The sequence below is a fragment of the Gluconacetobacter brunescens genome, assembly GCF_048695475.1.
GTDB lineage: Bacteria > Pseudomonadota > Alphaproteobacteria > Acetobacterales > Acetobacteraceae > Gluconacetobacter.
Genome location: NZ_JBLHEN010000003.1, coordinates 230,618 through 254,097, shown reverse-complemented (window position 1 = coordinate 254,097; position 23,480 = coordinate 230,618). Strand labels below are relative to the sequence as shown.

The 23,480-nt window shown below is 56.9% G+C and carries 15 protein-coding genes; 6 read left to right on the top strand and 9 right to left on the bottom strand.

What is annotated here, in order from left to right; genetic code table 11:
* Positions 1 to 186: 186 nt before the first annotated feature.
* Together ACMAUO_RS19295 and ACMAUO_RS19290 are read left to right on the top strand one after the other, a co-directional pair.
* A complete protein-coding gene (locus ACMAUO_RS19295; protein ID WP_420358521.1) occupies positions 187 to 7,689 on the top strand; it encodes a CHC2 zinc finger domain-containing protein in 7,503 nt (2,500 codons plus the stop codon).
* Between the two features lie 25 nt (positions 7,690 to 7,714).
* Entirely contained in the window at positions 7,715 to 8,611 is an 897-nt protein-coding gene (locus tag ACMAUO_RS19290; protein ID WP_420358520.1) for a 3'-5' exonuclease, read from the top strand.
* A 476-nt stretch (positions 8,612 to 9,087) separates the two neighbouring features.
* Here ACMAUO_RS19290 and ACMAUO_RS19285 read toward each other — a convergent pair whose 3' ends face one another.
* Together ACMAUO_RS19285 and ACMAUO_RS19280 are read right to left on the bottom strand one after the other, a co-directional pair.
* A complete protein-coding gene (locus tag ACMAUO_RS19285; protein ID WP_420358519.1) occupies positions 9,088 to 9,420 on the bottom strand; it encodes a type II toxin-antitoxin system PemK/MazF family toxin in 333 nt (110 codons plus the stop codon).
* Positions 9,420 to 9,677, bottom strand: coding sequence for an AbrB/MazE/SpoVT family DNA-binding domain-containing protein (locus ACMAUO_RS19280; RefSeq protein WP_420358518.1), 258 nt, complete (start codon positions 9,675 to 9,677; stop codon positions 9,420 to 9,422). Before ACMAUO_RS19280 ends, ACMAUO_RS19285 begins: the two co-directional genes overlap by 1 nt.
* 413 nt (positions 9,678 to 10,090) lie before the next feature.
* On the opposite strand from ACMAUO_RS19280, the gene ACMAUO_RS19275 reads away from it, so the two are divergent.
* The 4 genes from ACMAUO_RS19275 (at position 10,091) to ACMAUO_RS19260 (ending at position 15,734) form a co-directional block, all read left to right on the top strand.
* A complete protein-coding gene (locus ACMAUO_RS19275; RefSeq protein WP_420358517.1) occupies positions 10,091 to 10,609 on the top strand; it encodes a sigma-70 family RNA polymerase sigma factor in 519 nt (172 codons plus the stop codon).
* Between the two features lie 99 nt (positions 10,610 to 10,708).
* Positions 10,709 to 11,725, top strand: coding sequence for a FecR family protein (locus tag ACMAUO_RS19270; protein ID WP_420358516.1), 1,017 nt, complete (start codon positions 10,709 to 10,711; stop codon positions 11,723 to 11,725).
* 142 nt (positions 11,726 to 11,867) lie between these two features.
* On the top strand, positions 11,868 to 14,468 hold the full coding sequence (locus ACMAUO_RS19265) for a TonB-dependent siderophore receptor (RefSeq protein WP_420358515.1): 2,601 nt from the start codon (positions 11,868 to 11,870) through the stop codon (positions 14,466 to 14,468).
* Between the two features lie 321 nt (positions 14,469 to 14,789).
* On the top strand, positions 14,790 to 15,734 hold the full coding sequence (locus tag ACMAUO_RS19260) for a LysR family transcriptional regulator (protein WP_420358514.1): 945 nt from the start codon (positions 14,790 to 14,792) through the stop codon (positions 15,732 to 15,734).
* Here the strand turns inward: ACMAUO_RS19260 and ACMAUO_RS19255 are convergent.
* Genes ACMAUO_RS19255 through trbE form a run of 7 tightly spaced genes read right to left on the bottom strand, consistent with a single transcriptional unit; the run spans position 15,685 to position 23,471 of the window.
* The gene (locus ACMAUO_RS19255) at positions 15,685 to 15,927 is read right to left on the bottom strand and encodes a DUF2274 domain-containing protein (protein ID WP_420358513.1); all 243 of its coding nucleotides are present in this window, start codon (positions 15,925 to 15,927) and stop codon (positions 15,685 to 15,687) included. The two genes, ACMAUO_RS19260 and ACMAUO_RS19255, sit on opposite strands and share 50 nt — an antisense overlap.
* The gene (locus tag ACMAUO_RS19250; protein WP_420358512.1) at positions 15,920 to 17,119 is read right to left on the bottom strand and encodes a TraB/TrbI/VirB10 family type IV secretion system protein; all 1,200 of its coding nucleotides are present in this window, start codon (positions 17,117 to 17,119) and stop codon (positions 15,920 to 15,922) included. The genes ACMAUO_RS19255 and ACMAUO_RS19250 overlap by 8 nt, the downstream gene beginning before the upstream one ends.
* Complete coding sequence (gene trbG / locus ACMAUO_RS19245; protein ID WP_420358511.1) at positions 17,116 to 18,117, bottom strand: P-type conjugative transfer protein TrbG; 1,002 nt, start codon at positions 18,115 to 18,117, stop codon at positions 17,116 to 17,118. The genes ACMAUO_RS19250 and trbG overlap by 4 nt, the downstream gene beginning before the upstream one ends.
* Complete coding sequence (gene trbF / locus ACMAUO_RS19240; protein ID WP_420358666.1) at positions 18,114 to 18,797, bottom strand: conjugal transfer protein TrbF; 684 nt, start codon at positions 18,795 to 18,797, stop codon at positions 18,114 to 18,116. Before trbF ends, trbG begins: the two co-directional genes overlap by 4 nt.
* Positions 18,797 to 20,221 (bottom strand): P-type conjugative transfer protein TrbL, encoded by a 1,425-nt coding sequence (trbL, locus tag ACMAUO_RS19235; RefSeq protein WP_420358510.1) that lies wholly within the window; start codon positions 20,219 to 20,221, stop codon positions 18,797 to 18,799. Before trbL ends, trbF begins: the two co-directional genes overlap by 1 nt.
* A gap of 5 nt (positions 20,222 to 20,226) precedes the next feature.
* A complete protein-coding gene (gene trbJ / locus ACMAUO_RS19230) occupies positions 20,227 to 21,030 on the bottom strand; it encodes a P-type conjugative transfer protein TrbJ (RefSeq protein WP_420358509.1) in 804 nt (267 codons plus the stop codon).
* Positions 21,027 to 23,471 carry a conjugal transfer protein TrbE gene (trbE, locus tag ACMAUO_RS19225; protein ID WP_420358508.1) on the bottom strand — a complete coding sequence of 815 codons (2,445 nt, stop codon included), beginning with the start codon at positions 23,469 to 23,471 and terminating at the stop codon, positions 21,027 to 21,029. Before trbE ends, trbJ begins: the two co-directional genes overlap by 4 nt.
* Positions 23,472 to 23,480 lie beyond the last annotated feature (9 nt).

The window sequence follows — 23,480 nt, the reverse complement described above, 5'->3', positions numbered from 1 at the left end:
GCATCTGGGGAGAGATCGATCGATTTAAGTTTACACAACACGATCGAAGCGCGCCAAGACATATCTCACCGCAATCAGATTCCACGGTAAATCAGCGCTCTACAGACAGGACTTAACGCTATATGCATCGCATGATAGCACTTGATAAAGGGGGACACATCGTGAAGATCCCCATAGGGGGACCGTGTGGCACTAACCGCGAAGAGCAATCAGAACGAAGTAGCACGCCTCGTCGAACGGGCGGATATCGCCTCAGTCGCTACGCAGCTGGGGTTACAGGTCGACGGACGGAAACAACAACCTAGACGTGCGATCTGTCCATTTCATGACGATAAGGATCCATCGCTAAACCTGTATTGGGGTAGCGTCAACCGTACCGAGCGTGACCATTATCACTGCTTTGTCTGCGGCGCGCATGGCGATGTCATTTCGCTCATTCAGAATTACGAGAAGCTTTCCTTCTGGGACGCAGTCAAGCGTCTTGCAGATATGGAAGGGGTGCAGTTTAGTACTAGGACGCGTCCGCCGATCGATCGCGCAACCGGCTCATCTATGTTGCAGCAGCGCCTCAATCATTCATCCCGTGACGACAATATCTTCAACACCTTTGCGCAGAACAGGGAATTCGACCCTGCGTTTCTCCGTGAGCGCGGTGCCGCAGTGTACAGCCTTCAAGGTCTCATTGAGGAGGCCCGGTCAAACCGCCTCTTAGAGGAGCAACTCGTCGAAGCCGGTATTGTCCGCCGCCAGGACGGCGGCCAGCAGACTGCTGATCTTTACGGGGCGACACTGCGTGGCTTCTTCCATGGCAAGCGCGTGGTCTTCCCCATTGAGGGAGCCAATGGAGAAATCGCCGGCTTTGCTGCCCGCTCGCTCGATGAGCTAAAGCCGAAATACCTCTATTCTTATGATTTTCCTCGCAAAACATCTCTATATGGCGAAGGTAGACTGCTCGCTTGGGTACGTGAGCAGCGCACACAGAACATTCGTAACCCCATCGATATCTTTCTTGTCGAGGGCATCTTCGATGTGTTGCGTCTGGAAAAACTAGGCTTTCACGCCCTTGGGATTCTCGGTGCTCAGCTGACACCCGGCCAGATCGAGCGTATCGAGCGCATCATCGCCTTAATCTCCGAATGTGACCGCGATCTGCGCATTCATATTTTTCTGGATAGCGATGAAGCAGGCAAGCGCGGCACATATGATGCCACGTTACGCCTATTGCGGCTTCTACAAGATGGGCCACCATTCAGGCTCGATATCGTAACGCCTAAAACCACCAATGACGCAAAAATTGACCCAGACGCATTCCTCAACAACGCCTCGCGTGAAGCTGCGGACAGCGCGCTATCCCAATCCTCGTGGGGACCGCTGACGTTTCTAGCGGCATATAGACTTGGCGAAGACCCTGCGAACCTTGACTGGTCCACTGTCAACCGCCTCCGGCTGGCATCAATCGCACGAAGTATCGCCTTTGCGCTTGCTAATGCGGATTGGGATCACATTATTGCGCTTCTAACGCTAGACGAAAACGATGTTGGGTTACAGCAATTCGCCGCTCTGGTGAGCGGTTATGGTGGACGACAACCGCGTTCGAAAGAGGCAGCGCAAAACCTACAGCCGTTTCGAGACCTGAGCGATGACCGGGCTGACCTTCTGACAGCGCTTACGCTTGGTCGATCATCCACGTCCCGCCGGGAATATCCCCTAGATGACGACGCTTGGGAATGGCTGGCTGTCGGCGCGTCGCCATTGTTTCATGTTCATCGTGCGCGCCTCGAAGTAGCCGACGGGCCATCAAGTCCCTTGCTGACCCGCCAGATCCCAAAAGGCGACGGCCGCTACCGACTAAAGTCGGGGCCAGTCTCGCATGACGCGTTACTCCAGCAATATGGACTTGTCGAGTTGCTGCGTGACCGGGACGAATGCCCGCTTTTCGCAGATAGCATTCCGGCCGTGCGATATGCGCGCGATCATGGCTCCGAGCCAAGCATCTACCGTACCGGCAACGGCGAGAAACGCCCTTCCCATAGCTTCGCTTATCAAATTGATATGGCGATCGTGAATGGACTCGCCCCCCCGAAACGGGAAGGTATTTTCCGTCCTTATTTCGAGTGCTGGCGATCGTTCGTCGATTTTCTTGACGAACGCATCAAACAGTTCCGCCACGACGAAATCCAAATACTTCGTCTCGATATAACTGGATTTTACGATCATATTCGTTATGACGCCTTTGAGAATGCCTTAGCAAAACCGCTCGAGCGCGCGCTACATTCGCTGGCAGCAGCAGATGGCGATATCGGATCTTTCGCCCCGCTCTTGGCACCCTATGCCCGCCATGACGCCGCTGATCGTGCTGAAATTTTCACGCGGTTTCTGATGAGCCACAGTTTCGGACAGAAATATTTTCATCCGATTACGGGCGAAGTCACCGCCTCGGATACACGTCGTGGGATCCCTCAGGGGCCTGATCTTTCGGCATATCTCGCAAACATTTCTCTATTCGATCTAGATGAAATGATGGAGGCGGAAATAAGCCGCCTTGATACGATCGATGCAGCCGAAGCCGCGGGGGGCGAAGCGAGGAGATGCGCCGCAGCCTATGCCCGTTATGTCGATGATGTTGTCATTATCTGCCGCGATATCGGGACGGCTTCTCAACTGCGGCGCAAGGTCGAATCGTTCATCGCGCTGAAGGGGCTGACACTCAACCGAAAAAATGTAATCCCCCCACCGATGACACGCGCAGAGGCGCGGGCATGGATCACAGACAACCGGGCCGGTTTCGGCTTCTCTGGCCCATTAGCTGATCTTCCCAACACTGAGGCTATGGATCCGCTCGCAGATGCCGGTGAAATCGACCGCAGAACCGCGCTCGGGCTCATTTTCGACCCTGAACTGGATAACCCGCAGAATGCCTCGACCTGCCTTGCCAAGATCGGCGTTGCGCTGGGTGCTGAGGACATTCGCTTTAACGACAGGGCCAGTGCCTATCGTCGGCTGTGGTGCCTCGCTGCAGACATGCTCGACGATATCAAAGGCACCACGCTCGCCAGCGCATTTTTTGACCTCGTCCTACAGTCCGAGCCACGCATGCGTCATTCGGGTGATGACACAGAGCGTCTCGACATCTGGTTAGCCGCCGTCGAGGGTCTCGACCGAGCTTTGCGATCTTCGATTCCACCTAGCGTCTTTGACGACGATGTCTGTGACCGTATCAACAAAAATGCGACCAAGCTCGCAGCCGGAGCACTTAATAATGTGTTCGGGAAATTGGCTACAGATTTTTGTGGCGCTGCGGGCGCGCAAGATGTGCTCGACCGATATGATGTTCGATGCCAGATCGGCATCATCGCCTGTCTCGCAGCACAAAAGCTCGGCGGGACCAACGCCGACTTCCGCTTTTCATATCTCGATGCCATCCTCCAGCCGAGCGCTGGTGGCGCCGTAGCGCTGCTGCCCGATGGGCTGCGTATGTCCCTGCTGAAATTCGATCGATCGTTCGACACATCGATGCCAAGCCTGCTGGTTTCACGTAGGCAGTCGGCTGGAGCTGCCTTCTCTCGCTTGAATCGAACGCTTGTGAAGCTTCAGCGCGTCGCAGCTTTTGGTGAAGCAGAAGAACCAGCCCCCTTTGCCGCCGCTGACGTGGTGGAACCTAATACTGTTATCAACCTATCCGAAACGATATTAGGTATTTGGTCCTCCGGTACCGCTTCTGGAGTCGATCGACCTGCAACTGACGTCGAACTTGATGCCGCGTCGACGCTTGTAAACGTGACTTACAAGACTTTTGTCGACGTCGCGGCACGACGGCCGCGGCTAATGCATCTGATCGCTGGGTCGGTCGACGCTGTAGCGCTCCCTTCGCCACCGGGCTTGAAGGCTTCAGGCATCCTGCTCAAGTGCAGTGATGACCGCCTACTGCTAGCATCAGCTGGTGAGGAGGCATATACGCCCGTCGGAATTCTTTGGATAGACAAGGATGACCAGCCAATAGCAGGAATAAAGCTACGCGAAGCTGCGTTGCCTCGGGGATCGACATTACTGGCCGAGGGACAGCCATTCAGGGAGCCGAGTCAGATTGCTGCCTTGTACAGGGCCGCATATCCCATCTTCATGGATCAATTGCGCGCCAACATCGAGAGCGTGCCAGTACCCACAGCCTTTTCATTCTTTGCCAGCCGGGTGGGCAACGATATCGATTTATCGACCCTTAAACTCATCTGCTGGCTTGCTCCGCGCTCTAGCGTCGACGGCCACGCCTTTGTGAGGGTAGGTACGGCCCTAGAGGCACGCAGCGTCTTTTCTGACGGTGCCGATCTATGGCGCTTCGGTTGGGCGGTAAGGGACGTCTGCAATCGTGCCGAACTCGTTCTTGACGAGGAAAACGGTATCGATCAGCACGCGACGACTGTACTCGAACAGCACTTTCATCGTCGCGAGGCGATCATCACGCGTGTCCTGCCTAGGTTGTCCGGCGCCGATCGATGGGGGCCAGGCGAGGGAACGCCAGAAAATCCCATTCCGACGCGGATTACGCGCGCTCTGCTCCTGCTTGAAAATTTTGACCGAACGAAGACAGTGTCTGGCGCAGCATCCTATCTGGTAGCTGCCGTTTCCGAAGGCATGTTTATGAGCGAACGCGTGAACGCGCTCGAAGATCTCAGCTCACCGGGCCAGCCCGCAGCCCTCATGGCACGCTCAGCCAGACGCGCAAGCAGAGCATTGCCCGAAGCCGCAAAGCATTGGCCCGTGTTGAAGCCAGCGTCACTACCCTATCGACGGAGCGCTGCCGCGTGGCAGACCCTGTCGGAAATGATCAGGCAATCGGCGACATCGGTCGTGTCCAGCGCGGCCGATTCCCTGCACGCACTCGAGGTTGGGACCGAAATTCTCGCAGCGCTCACCGATCTTCGCGCGCTTGCCTTCGAGTTGGTCGCCGCGTTGCCTGACGAATCGATTGATCTATTAGGTGACGCCGATTTCGAGCTTGGCTGGATATCCGATATCGTCGGTCTCGATCTCGTCATGCTTGACACCGGTGTGCCTACGACGGACCCGAGTCTAGCTGCCCAGACAAAACGGGTGGTTCAAACATTTCGTAAAATCATCCTTGATCAACGAGGTGGCCTTAACCATCTCCGCGATCAGATTATGCCGTCGGGCTGGGTCGTGCTCGTGGCGATTCTCGTTCAGATCGTCCCCATATCTCAACGATGGACCATCTTCCGGCCCGAACTGTGGCAGATAGACGCGGCTAATATGGCTGAGGCCGAGACGGCCTTGCGTACCCTGCTGAAATTTTACGCGAGCCCTTCCCACTCGACGGGAAACGCTCCGAACTGGCCGTGGGACGTGTTCGATGAACTGATTCTACAGCGGCCGGACGATCTGCCCGCCCTCCTGCGACAACTGACGACAGCTACTCGTATCCGTGTGTCGACCGAAGTCTCATGGACAAATCCACGAACAGGCGAGAGTCAAGCAGACCGGCCGATCATGCGTCTCGCGGACGGTAGCAACCTCAGCCTCGCCGAATGGCAGATCGATATCGCGTATGTGCGGGGAGAGCGCGGAACCGCGATGGAATCCCGTCAATTACGGGGTCGCATGCGCTTTCCCTATTCGGTCACCCGGCGCGGCGACCAAGTCATCGGTATGCATCTCGTTTCGCAAAAACTTGCCCAAGCTGCATTTGGTAGAGACCCTGAAAATGCTGCAAGCACCGACCGGGATAGCGACCAGACGATTTCCCTGCCCGAAACACAACCCGCTGCCATGCCAAAGACACAGCCCGAGACCCTGCTTACACTAGACGCATCTACCCAGCGGGAAGCCACAGATCCGGCACTGACACCAGCTCCGTCCGCGTTGATAGACGTGGGGATGAGCGCGGTCGAAGACGCGCTGGCCGTGATCGCCAATAAGCGAGATCGCTCCTGGAAATCGCGAGCAGAGGGAAAGACGGCCGGTGCCCATCGTGTGGCGCTGGTCCAGTGGGACGTAACGGACAGCTATTACAGTCCAGGACACAAAGACGGACTGTATGAGGGACTGGTCACCGCAGCTGGAGACGCAGCAGCCCCTGCATCGAGTGTGCGAGGCGGTGGCGTTTTCCTCTCAACGTCGGAGAACCGGCGGCGTGCTCTAATTAAGGAAGTTCTCAGCGCCTGCGTTAAGTTCAAGGTCGATGGCCTAATTTTTCCAGAATACAGCCTACGCCCCGAGACTATCAATTGGCTTGCGCGACAGCTCCAAAGCTCCGCTTGGCCTATCACTGTTTGGTGCGGAACATTCAGAGTTCCTGGCGGCACGCAGATCGACCTCGACTTCACTCCCACCGCTACCATGCCCTATGCGTCTGCGGCATTAGCGCAACCCCAGCCGGGCTTCAGCCGGTGGGACTATCACTCGGCGTTACTCACATGTCTGAGGGCAACGACTGATCCACGCTCCGGCCTTCGTGTTGAAAGTTTCGTACGACAGAAACGGTATCCCTCGGCGGCAGCCGGCGAACTCATCCGTCCGCCGATCGATCAACCTTGGACGCCACTTCTTGACGACAAGCACCCCTTTTCCCTCGGCACCTTCTCGCTTGAGCTGGTCTGTTCGGAGATGTTCCCGCATGCAAGTAGCGCGAACTTCATCGGCATCGTCGAGGAGAATAATGAGCTCGCTGCACGCTACGGCCTTAAAAAAGGCGGGGAAAGCATGCTGGAGCATGTCAGCAAAGACGTATATGAGTTCGCGAAATGGACTGCTTATCGTAATGGCACCGAAATTTCGGAAAGCCTCAAAAAAGCGCTGTACCGTGGACAGGCTCTGCAACGGACACTGATCGTCCTACCCGCGATGACCAACAGATCCGCAGACTATCATGTGTTCGGTCAGAACCAGTATCTTGCCGCCGGCCTCGTAACAGCTTTCTGCAACGCCGTCGCGCCACATGTTGGTTGCGGCCAAAGCGGATTCATCGGGCTTGATGGTTGGAAGCAGACGGAGGGGGTACACACACCTTATGGATCAAAAGCACCAGGTATCTTCCAACTCGGTGGGTCTCATAGTGGAGCATTAGGGGAGACTGAAACCGCGATGATCATTGCCGATCTGGACTTACTACGTACGGCCGATCAGCGCCCGAGGCCCCATTACCAGCGCCGCTCGCTACGCCTTGTAGCGCATCTTCCAATCTTTTTTGCGACCGAAAAGGGAGATAAGCTAGGTAAGGGTGCGTATCCCAACCGAAGACGGCAATTGCGGATTCGTAATGTGAACGGCAGTGCCCAAAGCTTCTTCGCCGCGACAGAACTGATTGCGAAAGCGCTTTCGATTGAATCTGACTGGCGTTCCGCCATGAATGTTGCCGATCGGACCAGCATTATCTCGAATGACTATTCGGCCGCCATTGCTACCACGAACGAGGCGCTGAAGATTCTTGAGGAGTTCGCAGACGATAAGATGTGGTTACGAAAACGAACAGAGTCGTTTATGGCTGAACGCTATGACTTTCCACCAATGGAACCGCTACCGGCGCTCATCGACTGGCTGTACGTCGATGACCGATGGTTGCCCGATGACAAGGCGGTGGGAGGCCCTGATGCCAATGAGGATCCGCTTAAGAGCGACAGGCCTGTGTTAGGGGTTCCGAGATCAATGCAAAACGAGCCGACGAAGAAAGCTCACTGATATGGACACAAGCATAAGCGCGACAATGCTAGAACTAGAAGCCGCAGCCGCGCTGCTTGAGGCAAGCGACGATTACCGCGTGTTGAGGCGACTTAAATTAGCCGAATGCATCGAAAAGAGTGATGATCTGCGATTTCGTAAGGGAATGTTCCTCGACGTTGAGAGCACCGGCCTCGATCCGGTCTCAAGCGAGATCATCGAACTCGCAATCATTCCTTTTGACTATAACACGCAGGGGCAGATTACCGCGATCGACAAACCGCTGCATCAGTTTAACGAACCTGCCGAACCAATCCCTCCAGAAATCACCGTGATCACTGGCTTGACCAACGACATCGTCGCGGGACATCGTTTAGATATCGCCGCCGTCGAGTTGCTCGTTACGCAGGCCGATCTCATATTGGCCCACAATGCCGCCTTTGACAGGCCGTTTGCTGAACGATTATCGCCCGTTTTTGCGTCCAAACCATGGGGCTGCACAATGTGCGACGTCCCGTGGAAGGAAGAAGGAATCGAGGGCCGCAGATTGGCGGATCTGTTGGGCCAATTTCATTATTTTTTTGATGCGCATCGCGCGATCGACGACTGCGAAGCTGGCATCGCATTGCTGACGAAGACCCTGCCGCGAAGTGGTTTGCGCGTATTGGCACGACTACTCGACGTGGCACGTCGGCCGACTTGGCGAATTTTTGCTGAAGGAGCACCATTCGAAGCCAAAGATATTCTCAAGCTACGAGGGTACAAGTGGAATACCGACGGATCGATTGGACCAAAATCTTGGTGGATAGATATCCAGAAATCGAATCTCGAAGATGAACTGAATTATCTTCGAGCAGAAATATTTAAGCGCTCAATCGATCTACCAATATTCGAAATTACTGCCTTTCAACGCTATTCGACGAGGGTGCGTAAACGTCTCTGAAACACTCAATCTCAGGTCAATTACTCGTTGCATGCGACAGTGGCCTTGGTGCAAGCCAAGACATTACCAGAAGTGTCCGTCAGCAAACTGCATCGAGAATGCCTTACGATCCCTCCATCTTCTATGCGCGCTATGCCACACCAGAACATGATAGCGGATCGGAAAGGATGCGAATTTCTATGTTCTTATCACGCCAGCAGCTTCGAGGGCACCAGCAGCTATCAGTCCGAGGACCTACTTGTATCTAGTCGCGGGTATTGGACCCCGATTTGAACCTGTTTATGCCAGCCGATTGAAATCGTGTAGCTTCTTTAGCAGCCTGAAGTACCCTCTTGAAGAGGTCTTCCACAACACACTGACTTAATTGATGATTTTTTATGAGTATGGTTGCAGGGCACACAAGATCCGATTTCCACATAAATTATGCGCGCAAATTTAGTATTTAATATCAGACGATTAGATAGATTTCTCCGCCGTTATTCCAAAATAGCGGATAGCTTAGCCAGAACTTCATCAATGATGTGCATCGGAAGGCTCTCCAGTTTCCGACCACTGCGCGACCCAATATCAAGAGCACGAGGCTGATCACAGCGAACCACTCCCCTTATTTTGGTCCCTGCCCCCATAAGCGACACGGCAAACCCAGCGGTCCGCGCATAATTGCCTCCGCTGGTGATCGGCAACACAATCGGGGTTTTCGTCAGCCGATTGAACGCGGCGGGAGACACAACCATTACTGGGCGCGTTCCCTGCTGCTCATGACCTGATGTGGGATCGAGCGAGACGAGGTAGATATCCCCCCGCTCCATCAGATGATCTCGTTCCCGACCGGTTTGGCATCAATCCACGCCCGATCCTCAGCTCTGATTTCCGCAGTTTCATCACATTGGGAAAGAAGCTCTTCGAGCGTATAGCGTGGCGGAGCCGCGGGCTCGATCACAAGCCGACCATTATCAACCGAGATACCGACTTTTGCACCTGCTGTGAGATGCAGCACATCCAGGATCGCTGGCGGAACAGCCAGCATGACGGAGCCACCGACTTTACGGAGATTGGTTGTGTGCATGGCTACCTCCAAAAGTTATATTTTTATATAACATGGCAGCCACCAGCGCTTCAATTAGAAAACAGGAACGTCGTTCCCACTCTCCTCGCCAGAATTCACGCGGCTTCATTCGATACGATCGAACTGTCCCCTGCGCCCATTAACGGCACGATTCGTGGGGGCAATAAGGATCGGCGGACGGATCCCGCAAGGTTCCTACTTAAGTGACGTATGAAAGACCTGTTTTTATAGCCATCCACCACGTTTTTTTATCAAGCGCACCCGTTCAAGGCGAGAAAAGTTCCACACTGTGGCACGCAGGTCAGACTCAGCATAATAGCTGTTGCAGTTAAGAACCTGTCGCAATACATCCAATCTGATCAGACTAGCAGGCACGACACTCAACCCTTATCCATGACAGGAACCACAGCGCGGTGAAGGACTCAGAGCAGATTCTGAACGTCTATCTCAGCCATCGCCTGCACCTTGTGGACGTGGCAGCGGGTATCATCGGGTGTCGTGCCCGTGCTGAAGATATTGTCCAGGATGCTTTCATCAAGGCCACCCTTGTCCAGAAGAAGGGTACCGAGATCCAGCGGCCTGTGTCCTATCTGCTTCAGGTTGTCCGGCGACTTGCAATTGACTTCCTTCGGTTTGGGCGCATTCGGAATGAAATCGATGTGGCCGATATCGCGGTGCAGAACCTGCTATGCGATCCCCGTTCCCCGGAGACGTATGTCGGTAGCCGTGAGGAACTGGCTATTATCGAAGGGGTATTGGCTTCTCTACCAGATCGCACGCGCCTCGCGTTTGAAATGAAACGGTTCGGTGATTACAAATTGCGAGAGATTGCGGTTGTTCTCGACCTCTCGATTGGTCGAACGGCACAACTGATTACGGACGCAATGGCGGCCTGTCAGGCGGCTCTTGATAACGCCGCGCCCAGAAACTGAACTGACACGCTTTAAAAATGCACTCTCGCTCCGTCTCTCTCATAAGATGGCTTTTCTTATGTCGCCCGTCCGTTGAGCGTGGAGCGCCATGTGGTCCGTATGACAGATAACTCTTCCGCTTCAGACGACCCGCTGACCGCCGAGGCCAATCTTTGGGTCATCCGTCTGACCGAGGAACCGGACGACCGTGATCTCCGAAAAGAGTTCTCCGCCTGGTATGCCCGGTCGCCCGCCCATGCAGATGCCTGGTCAAGAGCCTTGCGTGTCTGGAGGCTTACAGGTGCCGTTGGACCGGCTCTGTTGTCCCTTCCGGATAAACCAAAGAGGACAGAGACGTTCGTTCCACCCAAACCTTCATCATCCCTCAGCGCCATAGCAGGACGGCATGCTGTAGCCCTTTCGCTGGCCACGGCACTATGCGGACTAGGCCTGTTCTTTTTACCTGACATTCGGATTGCGTTGCAGGCCGACTACCAGACCTCGACAGGCAAGGATCAGACCGTAACACTTGCGGACGGCAGCGTCGTCACCCTGGGCGCGCGATCGGCCATTGCAGTCCACTATCGCCCCGGTACGCGCGACGTTACCCTACTGGCAGGTGAGGCCTTTTTTCAGGTCCAGCATGACGCAACGCGTCCCTTCCGGGTGACTGCAGGATCTATACAGGCCCGCGATATCGGCACCCGTTTTGATATCCGTCTGGATCCGGCCGAGATACAAGTTGGTGTTCAGGACGGTCGTGTCGGCGTATCCAGCCCGACACAGACGCAGGAAGTGGTTTTGGACGCAGGAGACGAAATCAGCGTCGATCGATCAGACGGCCATGTGACCCGGAAAACTGTCTCTCCCGACACCATTGGATCCTGGCAAACAGGCACCCTCGTCGTTGACAGCGATACAGTAGGGCATGTTACCGACACCCTTAAACGCTACTATCCTGGCTTTATCGTTAACTGGAGCGCCAAACTTCGGTCACGACAGGTCGGCGGCATCTACGACCTGCACAATATCCCGGCAGCCCTCAGCGCCGCAGTTGTCCCTTCAGGCGGACAGGTTCAGGAGGTTGCTGGTCATATGCTCATTGCGACTGATGCCCCGGCATCCCACGAACAGTAAATTCTTACACTCAAAAACATCTTAACCTTCAGAGGCTTGGCGGCTCTGAAAAATAATTTGAGACGCTGCCCTATAAAAAGCCCATACGAACCCGTCCCTATTTCAAATGCGATGCATTCTCACTTTTGATGGGACGACACATATGGAACCTGAAATTGCACCGCGCCTTGTCGGTCGCACAAAAAAGCCTGGCCTGCGCCATGTATGGCTCAACCGGCCTGTCATGCTGGCTGTTCCCTCGGCGCTTCTTTTCGCGCTAGCAAGCATGGATGCCCGCGCTGCATCTTCAAACGTCAGCCAGACTGCAGCGCCCCTCGCCCGCTCCTATAATATTCCCTCTCTACCCCTCGGGCAGGCATTGGCAACTTACGGCAAGCAGACTGGTGTTCAGGTAACATATGACCCAGCCCTGCTCACGGGGAAAACGTCTGCTGCCGTGTCCGGGTCAATGGCCCCACAAGACGCTCTTCAGAAGCTCTTATCCAGTTCGAATCTTTCCTACCGTTATGCTGGCAGCAATACGATCGTTATTCAAAAAGCGGCTGCCAACATCACCCTTGGTCCGGTTCGCGTTGGTGGCACATTGGGTAAAGAATCCGCCACGGGCCCTGGCGTTGGTTATGTCGCGCATTATACAGAAGCAGGCACTAAAACTGATGCCCCGATAACTGAGATTCCGAACTCGATCTATGTAGTCACCAAACAAGAAATCATAGATCGGCAATCGCAGAATGTAATGGAGACGCTACAGTATCTGCCTGGCATCGTGGCTCCAAACGGAACGGCCCAGAATGGATCTGCGAATGGTAATCTCGCGAACGGTACCGGGGGCATAATGATGCGTGGATTTCAATCTACTCAATACGTCGACGGCATCATGTCGCGCTCAGGTTCTGCAGGTGAAACAGCCTTTGTTGAACGCGTTGAGGCCCTAATGGGACCGGCTTCGGTCCTTTATGGGCAGGTTGGCCCAGGGGGACTAATTGCTACACGACTTAAACAACCGACAGATAAGCCAGTTCGCAACGTAACCGTCGGCTTCGGGAACTGGGGCCGTTATGAAGCAACATTCGATGTTGGGGATAAAGTAACAAAATCGGGAAATGTAAAGTATCGAATTGCTGGGATTGGTGTAACGCAGGGCACTCAGCAGGATTACGTCCATTATAAACGTGTCGGTATTTTACCTTCCATCAAATGGGATATTGATGATAAAACGAGCTTAACACTTTTAGGTGAGTATATGTATACGCCTCAGGATGGTCTAGAAGGCCGTTTCCCTGGCATCGGGACTCTTACCCGAGGCAAGTATGGATACATCCCGAGAAGTCGTTACCTATACGATCCAAGTGTAAATGAAAATACACAAAATGAGGCAGATTTCGAATATCAATTCTCACATAAATTCAACAAAAATTGGGAATTTCAACAAACATTTCGTTATGAAGATTCATGGAGTAATTTAGATTCCGTGTATCTTCGGCAGGGCCTTCAGGCGAATGGAGAAACGTATCCTCGTGGTGGTTGGAGTGGGTATTCGGCACAAAAAACCATTGGCCTCGATAGTCGAGTAGTAGGACATGTAGATACGGGATCAGTAAGGCAAACTTTGGTAGCCGGCGTTGATTTCAGGAAAGTATATTTTGATCAAAATTTGGGTTATGACACTCAAGGCGTAGCTGCCATAAATGTGTGGGATCCAGTATATTATAATGTCCACCCATGCTATGACTTGAGTTGCTCGGATGCTGTCTCATGGAACAATTTTAGTGAAAACCAATTCCAGAAGGGCATCTATTTTCAAGATCAGATTAAATTTGGGAAGCTATCTGTACTTTTGGGTGGCAGACAAGATTGGTATAATTACACGAGTAAATCGTTTAGTAGGGATAAGGATACTGGCCCTCAAACGGCGTGGGATACATCGCAGGGAGGAACCCGTTCGTCCGCAGCAAAATTTACATGGCGTGGTGGTTTTACTTACAATTTTGATTTTGGTCTGACGCCCTACTTTAGTTATGCAACTTCTTTTATTCCTCAAGTAGGAGCGTTTAAATATAATGGGGAGCCTATCAAACCGTTGACGGGTGCTCAATATGAGGTGGGGTTAAAGTATCTTATTCCTCATACTGATGTAATGCTCACTGCAGCTGCATATCATATAAAAGAGAGTCATTACGAAATTACAGATACTGAACATCCTGGGAAGGAAATGGATGCAGGTACTGTGACATCAAAAGGGGTCGAATTGTCTGCTCATGCCAACATTACACGTGACCTTCACCTTACCGCTTCTTACACGTTTAACGACACTCGTGTAACCAAAAGCGATACAATGGTTGATCGCTATGACATGGCTGGGAATGATCTTGGGGAAGTATCCGAGCAGGGAAAATATGTCGGAGCGATTCCGCGAAACATGGCGAATATGTTTGTGGACTATACCCTGCCGCGCAACATATTTCGTGGTCTCGGGATAAATTTTGGAGCCCGGTACATTGGCTCGTCTTACGCTGACAACGCACAATCTTATAAGGTCCCGCAATACATTCTATTTGACGCGGGAGCTCATTTGGACTTTGGAAATGTCTTCCCAACACTTAAAGGCTTGCAGGCTCGACTAGCAATGTCCAATATCGCCAATACTCGGTACGTAGGCTCATGCGTTTCTAATGGCTTTGGTGGATCATGTGCTTACGGAGAAGGGCGGCGCGTGTACGGTAACCTTTCATATAGCTGGTGAAATTTTATCGCCCGAAACCACACCGACTTTCCTTATTTAAAATCAATGCATTGCCCCTCGTCTCGATACCAAAGTCGTGGGGCAACACCGCTGCAAGTTCCAAGGGGCACCCCCTACAACCATTATGGGTTACCCCCGGCAAGATTCATGGGGCTAGCCATGCCAAACTCGTGGGACGGTGCTGTGCACTATCCGTGAGGTCACACGCCAACAGGCGTAGAATGCTCTCCCCGCCCCAAAAACTTTCGTGAAACTGGAGAAACCTGTTCGGAGACACGTCCTGTGGGATCACACCAGAATGATGCGCAGAACGACAGGAACATGCTCTTCCGCCTGATCGTCAGCGGCCAGATATCCCTTACCTCACTGGTTGAGGCTCTCGCTGTAGCAGAACACCGTAATTTTCGAAAAGCTGGTGAAACGTTACGGATTTCACAATCTTCCGTCAGCACTCGGATCGCCACCCTAGAGAATATTATCGGTTTTCGCCTGTTTGAACGCCGCAACGGCGTGCATGTCACCTACGAGGGGCAACAGTTTCTCTCCGTTATCAATGAAGCCGTCAGTCTGATTGACCAGGCACTCCGTCCCTCCGGCCTGCTTCCAGTCACCACTGAAAGCAGGCTTATGGTCGGTGTCCAGTCCTCAAGCGCGGGAGGATTTCTGCGCAATATCCTCGACCGTTTCGTAAGACATTCGCCTTATGTCCGGCTGATCTCGGGCGAATTCGCCCCTGATCTGCTGGTCTCCGGCCTGCGACGACGCGAGATCGATATCGCTTTTACCCCTGACGTTCCACCACCTCGGACACTGGCCCATGATATCCTGTGTGTCATGCCCTTGTGGACCGAAACCATGATGGTGGCACTTTCCGAACATGACCCCGTGGCGATGCAGGACGCCGTGACATGGAACGATCTTGCGGATCATACCTTTCTTGTTCGCCGGGAAGGCATGGGATCGTGGCTGATGGCGCAGGCCCTTCCCCATCTCGAACAACATGGCGCACCACCCCGGATCGAACACATGGTGGTTGGGCGAGACACCCTGCTCGCCGATGTCGTGCGCCGCCAGGCGGTGGCCCTGACCTCGGCCGCCACAACAAGCCTGTCGGTTCCGGGCGTGCGCCTGCTTCCTCTTGCAGGTGATCCCATCCTCCTGACCTTTCATGCCCTGTGGTCACGCCAGAACCACAATCCAGCGCTCCAGACGCTTCTCAAACTGCTGAGGACGGTGAGGCACCCAAACGCTTCTGACGCCATCTGAGAAAAGCCCTGTCGGAGAGCATGAATTTCTCGATCATTGGGGCTATCAATTTCTGTGGCGTAACACTCTGCTGGTGCAGGGCGTTCATGGCTTCCGCATAAGCCAGAAGATCCCGATGCACAGATGCGGGCAGATCAATTGTAAGCCGAACCGGTTTTTCATCGGGCAGAGCACTGATTTTCAGATCACTCATGATCCGTTTCTCCTTTTCTATGCCATGGTTGGACGACCAGATCCCGATTCAGGATGACGGTGAAGGGTAGTCCCGGCCTGTCGGTCAGGGTGGGCTGGACGTTCAGGCTGCGATCGATCAGCCGGTTGCCGACCATGGAAAAGCCGTTGCTCGCCCCGCTGCGGATGGCCTGCATGAGATTGTTTTCATTCCACGACGTGCCCGCTTCAGATCCAACACTGAGAAGGGTAGTCACAAGGGCCGCCCTGAAGAGCTGGCCCCAGTGGTTGTTCACCTCGTCAGACAGACCGGACTGGCCGATGGCATCGCCACCGGGCAGCTTTTCCAGCACCAGACTCTTGCCGTCGGGGAAGATCAGCCGCGTCCAGATGATCTGGGTGCGCTGCTGCCCGAAGGAGACGCTGCTGTTATAGGCCCCGAACAGCAGGCTGCCCTGTGGGATCAGGAGATAACGACCTGTCGGGCTATCATAGACGTTCTGGGTGACATGGCCGGTAATCTGACCCGGCAGGTCGGAACTGATCTTTGTGTTCAGTGCGCCGGCGATCACCGTGCCCGCCTGCAGGACATAAGGTGAGGCCGGGGGCATGACGCGGTCGGGGCTGACGGTCATGCGGTCCGGCTGGCCCGCCAGAAAGGCACGGTTGCCAGATTGTGCGTCGGTCGCAGGGGCCGCTGGTCCCTGAGAGGCTGGAACGCCTGGCGCAGGCGGCATCGCCTGTTCGCCGGCGCGGTCACGCTCCCCCGTCTGCACGAACAGCCGGCTGGCAATCGCCGCCTCGACCTCCTGCGCGGCACGGCGGTCCTCCCCGCCGGATGCGACTTTCCCCTGCCCCTGTGCTTTCAGGATAGTGTGTCCCAGATCGCCTGGCAGTGCAGGACCGAGCTTCGGCACGCCGTTGCCGACATAGTCTGAGGGCAGCCCCGCCAGCCCATCGGCGGACGGGCGCACATCCGTGTCCTGGCTGGCGGCCGGTGGCGCTTTGTGGCTGCTGTTCTCCAGCGCGTAGCCAAGTGCGAGACCAATGGCGAGCATCCCTGCCCCACTGAGCGCCCAGACAACGGTGCGGTTAAGACGCACCACGCGCGGCCGTTCCGCCCGCAGGCGCAGATCGGGCGGTGGTGATACGGAATTTCCCCCTGTGGCGGGAGCCGCAGGATTTTCGTCCACTCTCGGCGCTTGCCCGCTCATGTCCGCCGTCCATCGGTTCGAACAATGCGCACACGCTGCTCGGAGTGCTTATCCCCCAGCCTCAGTTCGGCTGCAGCGAACAAGCGGTCCACGATCATCCAGTTCTGCCGCACGCGATAGTTGACCAGTTCCGGACCGCCATCGGCTCCCAGCACGAAGAGCGGGGGCAGTTCCCCCTGCCCGATCCCAGCCGGAAAGGCGATATAGACCTTGTGGCCATCATCGAACGCCCGGCCGGGCAACCAGGGTGGTGTCCCGCCTTTGACCGGCTCTATGGCGTAGCGGAAATTCAGCGCGGCCAGATCCAGCCCCGTATCCACCGGCGCTGTATCATCGGCCGCATTGTCCTGCCGATGCAGGGCGATCAGATCATCCTCGGGATAGTCCCAGGACACGGACGCCATATACGTGGCAGGCGTAGAGCGCAGTTCCGCCAGATAGGTCCGCCGATCGGTGTTGACGATCAGGTTGGTGGTCAGGTCGGGGCGCGTCGGCTTGACCAGGATATGGATGCGTTTTGTCGCCCCTGCCCCGCTCTCGGTGTCACCGATAATCCAGCGCACCGTATCACCGGCCGCGACAGGCCCGGTGCCGACCAGCTTCTCCCCCTGCTGGAGCATGATGTCGGTAATATCACCCGGCGAGGTATAGACCTGATAGAGGGCACCCGGAGAATAGGGATAGACCTGCACCGCGTTGATGAACCCCGCACGCGTGGGCTGGACGCGTGCGGCCAGATTGGCCTGCGTCACACGCGCGGTCGGGTCGGCGACTTCGGGGGCCGGATGGACCGCGCGTCGTGAGGGCAGCGGCTTGAGCTGTCCCGGCAGGGGAAGTAGCTGTGGCACCTCCACCACCTGCACCGGTTTCGGCGTATCCGGCAGACGCGTGGCCTGCACGGCGTCATCGTAGCGGATGACCGGCGGATGGTAATGTTGCGCGCATCCGGCCAGGGGCAGGATCAGCAGCGGCAGGACACGAAGAGCGCGACGAATCATTGACCCAACTCCTTCGACCAGTTGATGGCGGAGACGTAGATGCCCAGAGGGTTTTTCCGAAGATGATCAGCGTCGCGGGGTGTGCGCAGAACGACCGAGACGATGGCGGTCCAGCGCTCGGTGCCGGTGAACGCCCCGTCGCGGTAATGACGCTCGGTCCAGGCCACACGGAAGCTGCCGGGCGAGGCCCGGATCACCGAGGCGATGTCCACCTCGACCTGCTCATGCCCGATCCGCGAGAACGGATCGTTGAGGCGGGCATAGTCATTGAGCGCCTGCGCGCCCGACGTGGTGGTGAAGTCATAGGACCGCAGCCAGTTCTGCCGGACCACCACGGGGTCCGACGACAGGGCGCGCACGTCGTGGAGGAACTGCGCCAGATACCAGGCGATCTGCGGATCGGCGGGCGTATAGCCCGCTGTCGCGGGGGCCACGACCTGCGACTGCCCCAGCCGGTCCACCTGCACCACCCACGGCGTGATGGTGCCGCGCGCGGACTGCCAGACCAGCCCGGCCCCAAGCCCTGCTGACAGGCACAGACTCCCAAAGGCCATGAGCCGCCAGTTACGGGCCTGGATGCGGGCGGAGCCGATCCGTTCGTCCCACGCCTGCGCTGCCTTTTGATACGGGGTCACGGGTTCGGGCGTGGTCCCGTAGCGTGTGGTCGAGCGACGGAACATCATTCTTTCTCCGAGAGATCAATGGACGCCGAGCCACCGCCGCCATCGGCGGAGCGGATAATATGAGCGGCTTCAGCAGCGTGGGTGGCGGCATTGCGGCGCTTCATTTTTTGCGCCCAGCGCGGCGGCGCGCCGTCGGATGTCGGACCGGGACTGCCACCACCATCGGGACCAGACGGACCAGAACCGGTAGGGCCGCTACCCGTGGGATCACCACCAGCACCGGATGGACCGGTGTCCCCACCGGCACTGGGCGGGCTGTCGCCACCCATCCCGCGCGCGGCCCAGCGTCCACCAGCGGCATAGCTTTCTTTGAGGGATGAACCGGCACGCGAGGCCGCTCCTTTGACGGCATTCGCGACGTTCCCGCCAACGGCGCGTCCCATGCCGCCGATCCCGGCGGCCATGCTGCCCGCGCCGCCAGACGCGCCGGCGGCTCCGGCCGAATAGGCGGATGTGGCTGCCCCGGCAATCGCGGCCCCTCCCCGCGCGGCGGCAGCGGTCGCACCAAGGGCGGCGGCACCACCGGATGCAACAGCCCCGACACCGGCGGCCGCAGCAGCGCCCATGGCACCGACGGCCATGCCGGTGCCAACAGCGGCACCCGCTCCAAGCTGCGGGGCACCAGAGATCAGGCCATTGGCGATGCTGCCGCCAAAAATGGACAGACCGACAATTGCAAGCGAGGCCAGCACCACCGAGACCGCCTGGCCGATGGTCGGCACATCGCTGCCATAGGACGTCGTGAACTGGGCGAACAAAACCGACGCGATAGCGGAAATGACCGCCAGCACCATGATCTTCACACCCGAGGAGACGACATTGCCCAGCACCTTCTCGGCGAGGAAGGCGGTGCGGTTGAACAGGGCAAACGGGATCAGGATGAAACCCGCCAGCGTGGTCAGCTTGAACTCGATCAGCGCTACGAAAAGCTGCACGGCGAGGATGAAAAAGGCTGCCAGCACGATCAGCCAGGACAGACACAGCACGAAGATCTGGATGAAATTCGTAAAGAAGGCGACAGGACCGAGAAGGTTATGAACCGAGTCCAGTAAGGGCTGCGCCGCCGTGAATCCTGTGGAGGCCAGACGGCCGGGCCGCAGGAAGTCTCCGAGTGCCAGACTGCCGCCTCCGACCTTCAGACCGAGAGCTGCAAAACTGTCGAAGACGATCTTCGAGAGCGCATCGAAATCGTTGATGACCCAGGCGAAGAACCCGATATACAGCGTCTTCTTCACCAGACGCTGGATGATGTCCTCGTCCGCCGCCCATGCCCAGAACAGGCCGGCAAGGGCGATGTCCAGCACCGACAGAGTGCCCGCCAGCGAGATCACATTCCCCTTCACCAGACCGAACCCCGTATCGATGGTGGTGGTAAAGGTGTTCAGGAAGCTATCGATAACGCCGACATCGTTCATGGCCATGGCGGTCAGTTCCCGCTGCTGCCGAACATGGAGACCGAAGTCGGGCTATAGGCGTTATATTGGGAAAAATGCTCGTATTGTGCCGCACTTTCTGCCTCAGTGGCCGCCTGCCGCGCCCGCTCCAGATCGGCGGCCCGGCCATTAGCGGACAGAACCGCAACCACGTCCGAAAGCTGGCGGGATTGCAGGGCGAGAAGCTGGTTTCCCGCCTGTGCGGCCTGCAAGGCCCCGGCCGAACTCTGGCTCGCCGAAACCAGTTGCGTCATGGCCGAGCTGTCGCTCGGGATATTTCCCACCACACGCGCCTGAAGTTTCAGGGCATCCTCAAACCCACCGACGGAATTCTGCCAGCGTGTCTGCGCCTGACTGAACAGGGTAATGTCGGACATGCCGGAGGAGACGGACGTGTACGCCTGCTGGTATTGCTGCTCGACCGACTGGACGCTGTAGGCGATGTTCTGCGCCTGAGCGAGGAGCCCCGTGGTCTGGGAAATCGTTGATTGCAACGATGACAATGTCGAAAGCGGCAGGCTCGCGAGATTGCGACCCTGGTTGACCAGCATCTGCGCCTGGTTGGCCAGCGAAGTGATCTGGTTGTCGATCTGCTGGAGCGTGCGGGCCGCGATCAGCACGTTCTGGACGTGGTTCGCCCCGTCATACACCGCCCACTGGGCATGGGCCGGATGCAAGGGAGAGAATGTCCCGCCAACCGCCAGCATTGCAGAGGTAAGAAGGACATCTCGTCGGAAATATTTTTCGCTCGCACGACCGAAAAATTCAGCGCAAAGCCGGAAAGATTTTTCCGTCATGGCACGCCCTCCGGTCCACGATCGTCGCGCAACATATCTGCCGCCCATGACACGCCACGCGCGTCAAACCACGCAGGGAGAAAACCGTCCAGCCCGTGTTCCACTAGCACCGCATCGATCAGCCGGTGATCGTCCTTCCCGGAGGCGGCGCACAGGGCGAGTGCGACAGGCCCGAGCCCCAGTTCGAACAGCCGGTTGCCGCGTTGCGTCTGGCAGTAATATTCCCGCTTCGACGCAGCACGGGCGATAATGGCGATCTGCCGGTCGTTCAGTCCGAAATCCCGATAGAGCGCCATGATCTGGGGTTCTATCGCCCGCTCGTTCGGCAGGAATATCCGTGTCGGACAGCTTTCGACCACCGCTGGTGCAATGGGCGAATTGACGATGTCCGACAGGGACTGCGTGGCGAAGATGACGCTGGCGTTCTTTTTACGTAGGGTTTTCAGCCATTCCCGGAGTTGACCGGCGAAGTCCCCGTCATCCAGAACCAGCCAGCCCTCATCAATGACCAGCAGTGTCGGCCGGCCATCCAGACGGCCTTCGATCCGATGGAACAGGTAGGACAGCACGGAAGACGCTGCCCCGGAACCGATCAGCCCCTCGGTCTCGAACACCACCACATCAGCATCACCTAACCGCTCGATATCGGCGTCCAGCAGGCGACCATAAGGACCACCGAGACAGTAGGGCGCCATTGCCTGCTTCAGGGCGTTGGACTGGAGGAGTGCGACCAGACCTGAGATCGTGCGTTCATGGCTGGGTGACGATGCCAGGGAATTCAGGGCCGACCAGAGGTGAGACTTCACCTCCGGGGTGAGCGTTACACTCTCACCGACAAGAATCTGCCCCAGCCATTCACTGGCCCATTTGCGTTCGTCGGGATCATCAATGCGCGCCAGCGGCTGCAGGGCAATCCCGGGAATATTCACCTCACTTGTCGACAGGTTTTCACCCAGATCGTGCCAGTCCCCTCCCATTGCCAGCGTCGCTGCCCGCATGGAACCACCAAAGTCAAAGGCGAAAATCTGCGATCCCGCATAGCGACGGAACTGGAGCGCCATCAGCGCCAGCAGGACAGATTTGCCAGCACCCGTTGGTCCCGCGATCAGCGTATGCCCCACATCGCCGACATGCAGGGAAAACCGGAACGGTGTCGCACCCGCCGTCTTTCCGTAGAACAGCGGGGCCACCTTGAAATGCCCGTCCTGCTCCGGCCCGGCCCATACGGCGGAGAGCGGGATCATGTGCGCCAGATTCAGGGTCGAGACTGGCGGCTGGCGGACATTGGCGTAGACATGCCCTGGCAGAGATCCCAGCCATGCTTCCACCGCGTTGAGGCTTTCCGTCATGCAGGTGAAGTCCCGACCCTGGATGATCTTCTCGACCAGCCGGAGCTTCTCAGTTGTGATACTGGCGCTGCCGTCCCAGACCGTGACGGTCGCGGTGATATAGGCCTGCCCGACATCATCCGCGCCCAGCGACTGCAAAGCCAGATCGGCGTCGGCCGCCTTGTTGGCGGCATCGTTATCCATCAGAACGGACGCCTCGTTGGTCATGACCTCGCGCACGATGGCCGCGATCGATTTCCGCTTTGCGAACCACTGCCGACGGATCTTCGTCAGCACCTTCGTGGCATCGGTCTTGTCGAGCAGGATGGCGCGCGTCGACCAGCGATAGGGCATCGCCAGCCGGTTCAGGTCGTCCAGAATTCCAGGAAACGTCCGCGACGGAAAACCGGTGATCGTCAGGGTCTTGAGGAAGGCATCACCGAGTTTTGGCTCCAGGCCGCCCGAAAGCGGCTGGTCCACCAGCAGGGCATCAAGGTGCATCGGAATTTCCGGTACCCGGACGCTCTGGTTCCGCGTCGAAATGGTCGAATGCAGATAGGTCAGCGTCTCCCCGTCATCGAGCCATGCCGCCTCGGGCATAAACCCGTCCAGCAACGCCAGCAGCCGGTCGCTGCGATCGACGAATGCATGGAGCATGCCATGCGGGTCCGGCCCCTCGCACTCCCGGCCCTCATACAGAAAACGCTCTGCACGGCCTGATGATTCCGCCGGCGGCAGCCAGACCAGCGTGAGGAAATACCGGCTCTCGAAATGCGCGCCCTCGTCCTCGAACTGCTCCCGGCGTTCCAGATCGACCATCTGGCTGGCCGCATCGGGAAAATCGCTGTCGGGATACACTGTCGCCGGGACGCGCTGCGCTTCTACGAACACCGCCCAGCCTGATCCCAGACGACGGAGTGCATTGTTCAGCCGCCCCGTCACGCCGACCAGTTCAGCGGGCGTCGCACTGTCCAGATCAGGACCTCGAATTTTCGCCGTGCGCTGGAAGGAACCATCCTTGTTCAGGACAATGCCTTTCTCCACAAGCGCCGCCCAGGGCAGGAAATCGGACAGAAGGGCAGCACGGCTGCGATATTCGCCAAGGGACATCATGGCCCTGCC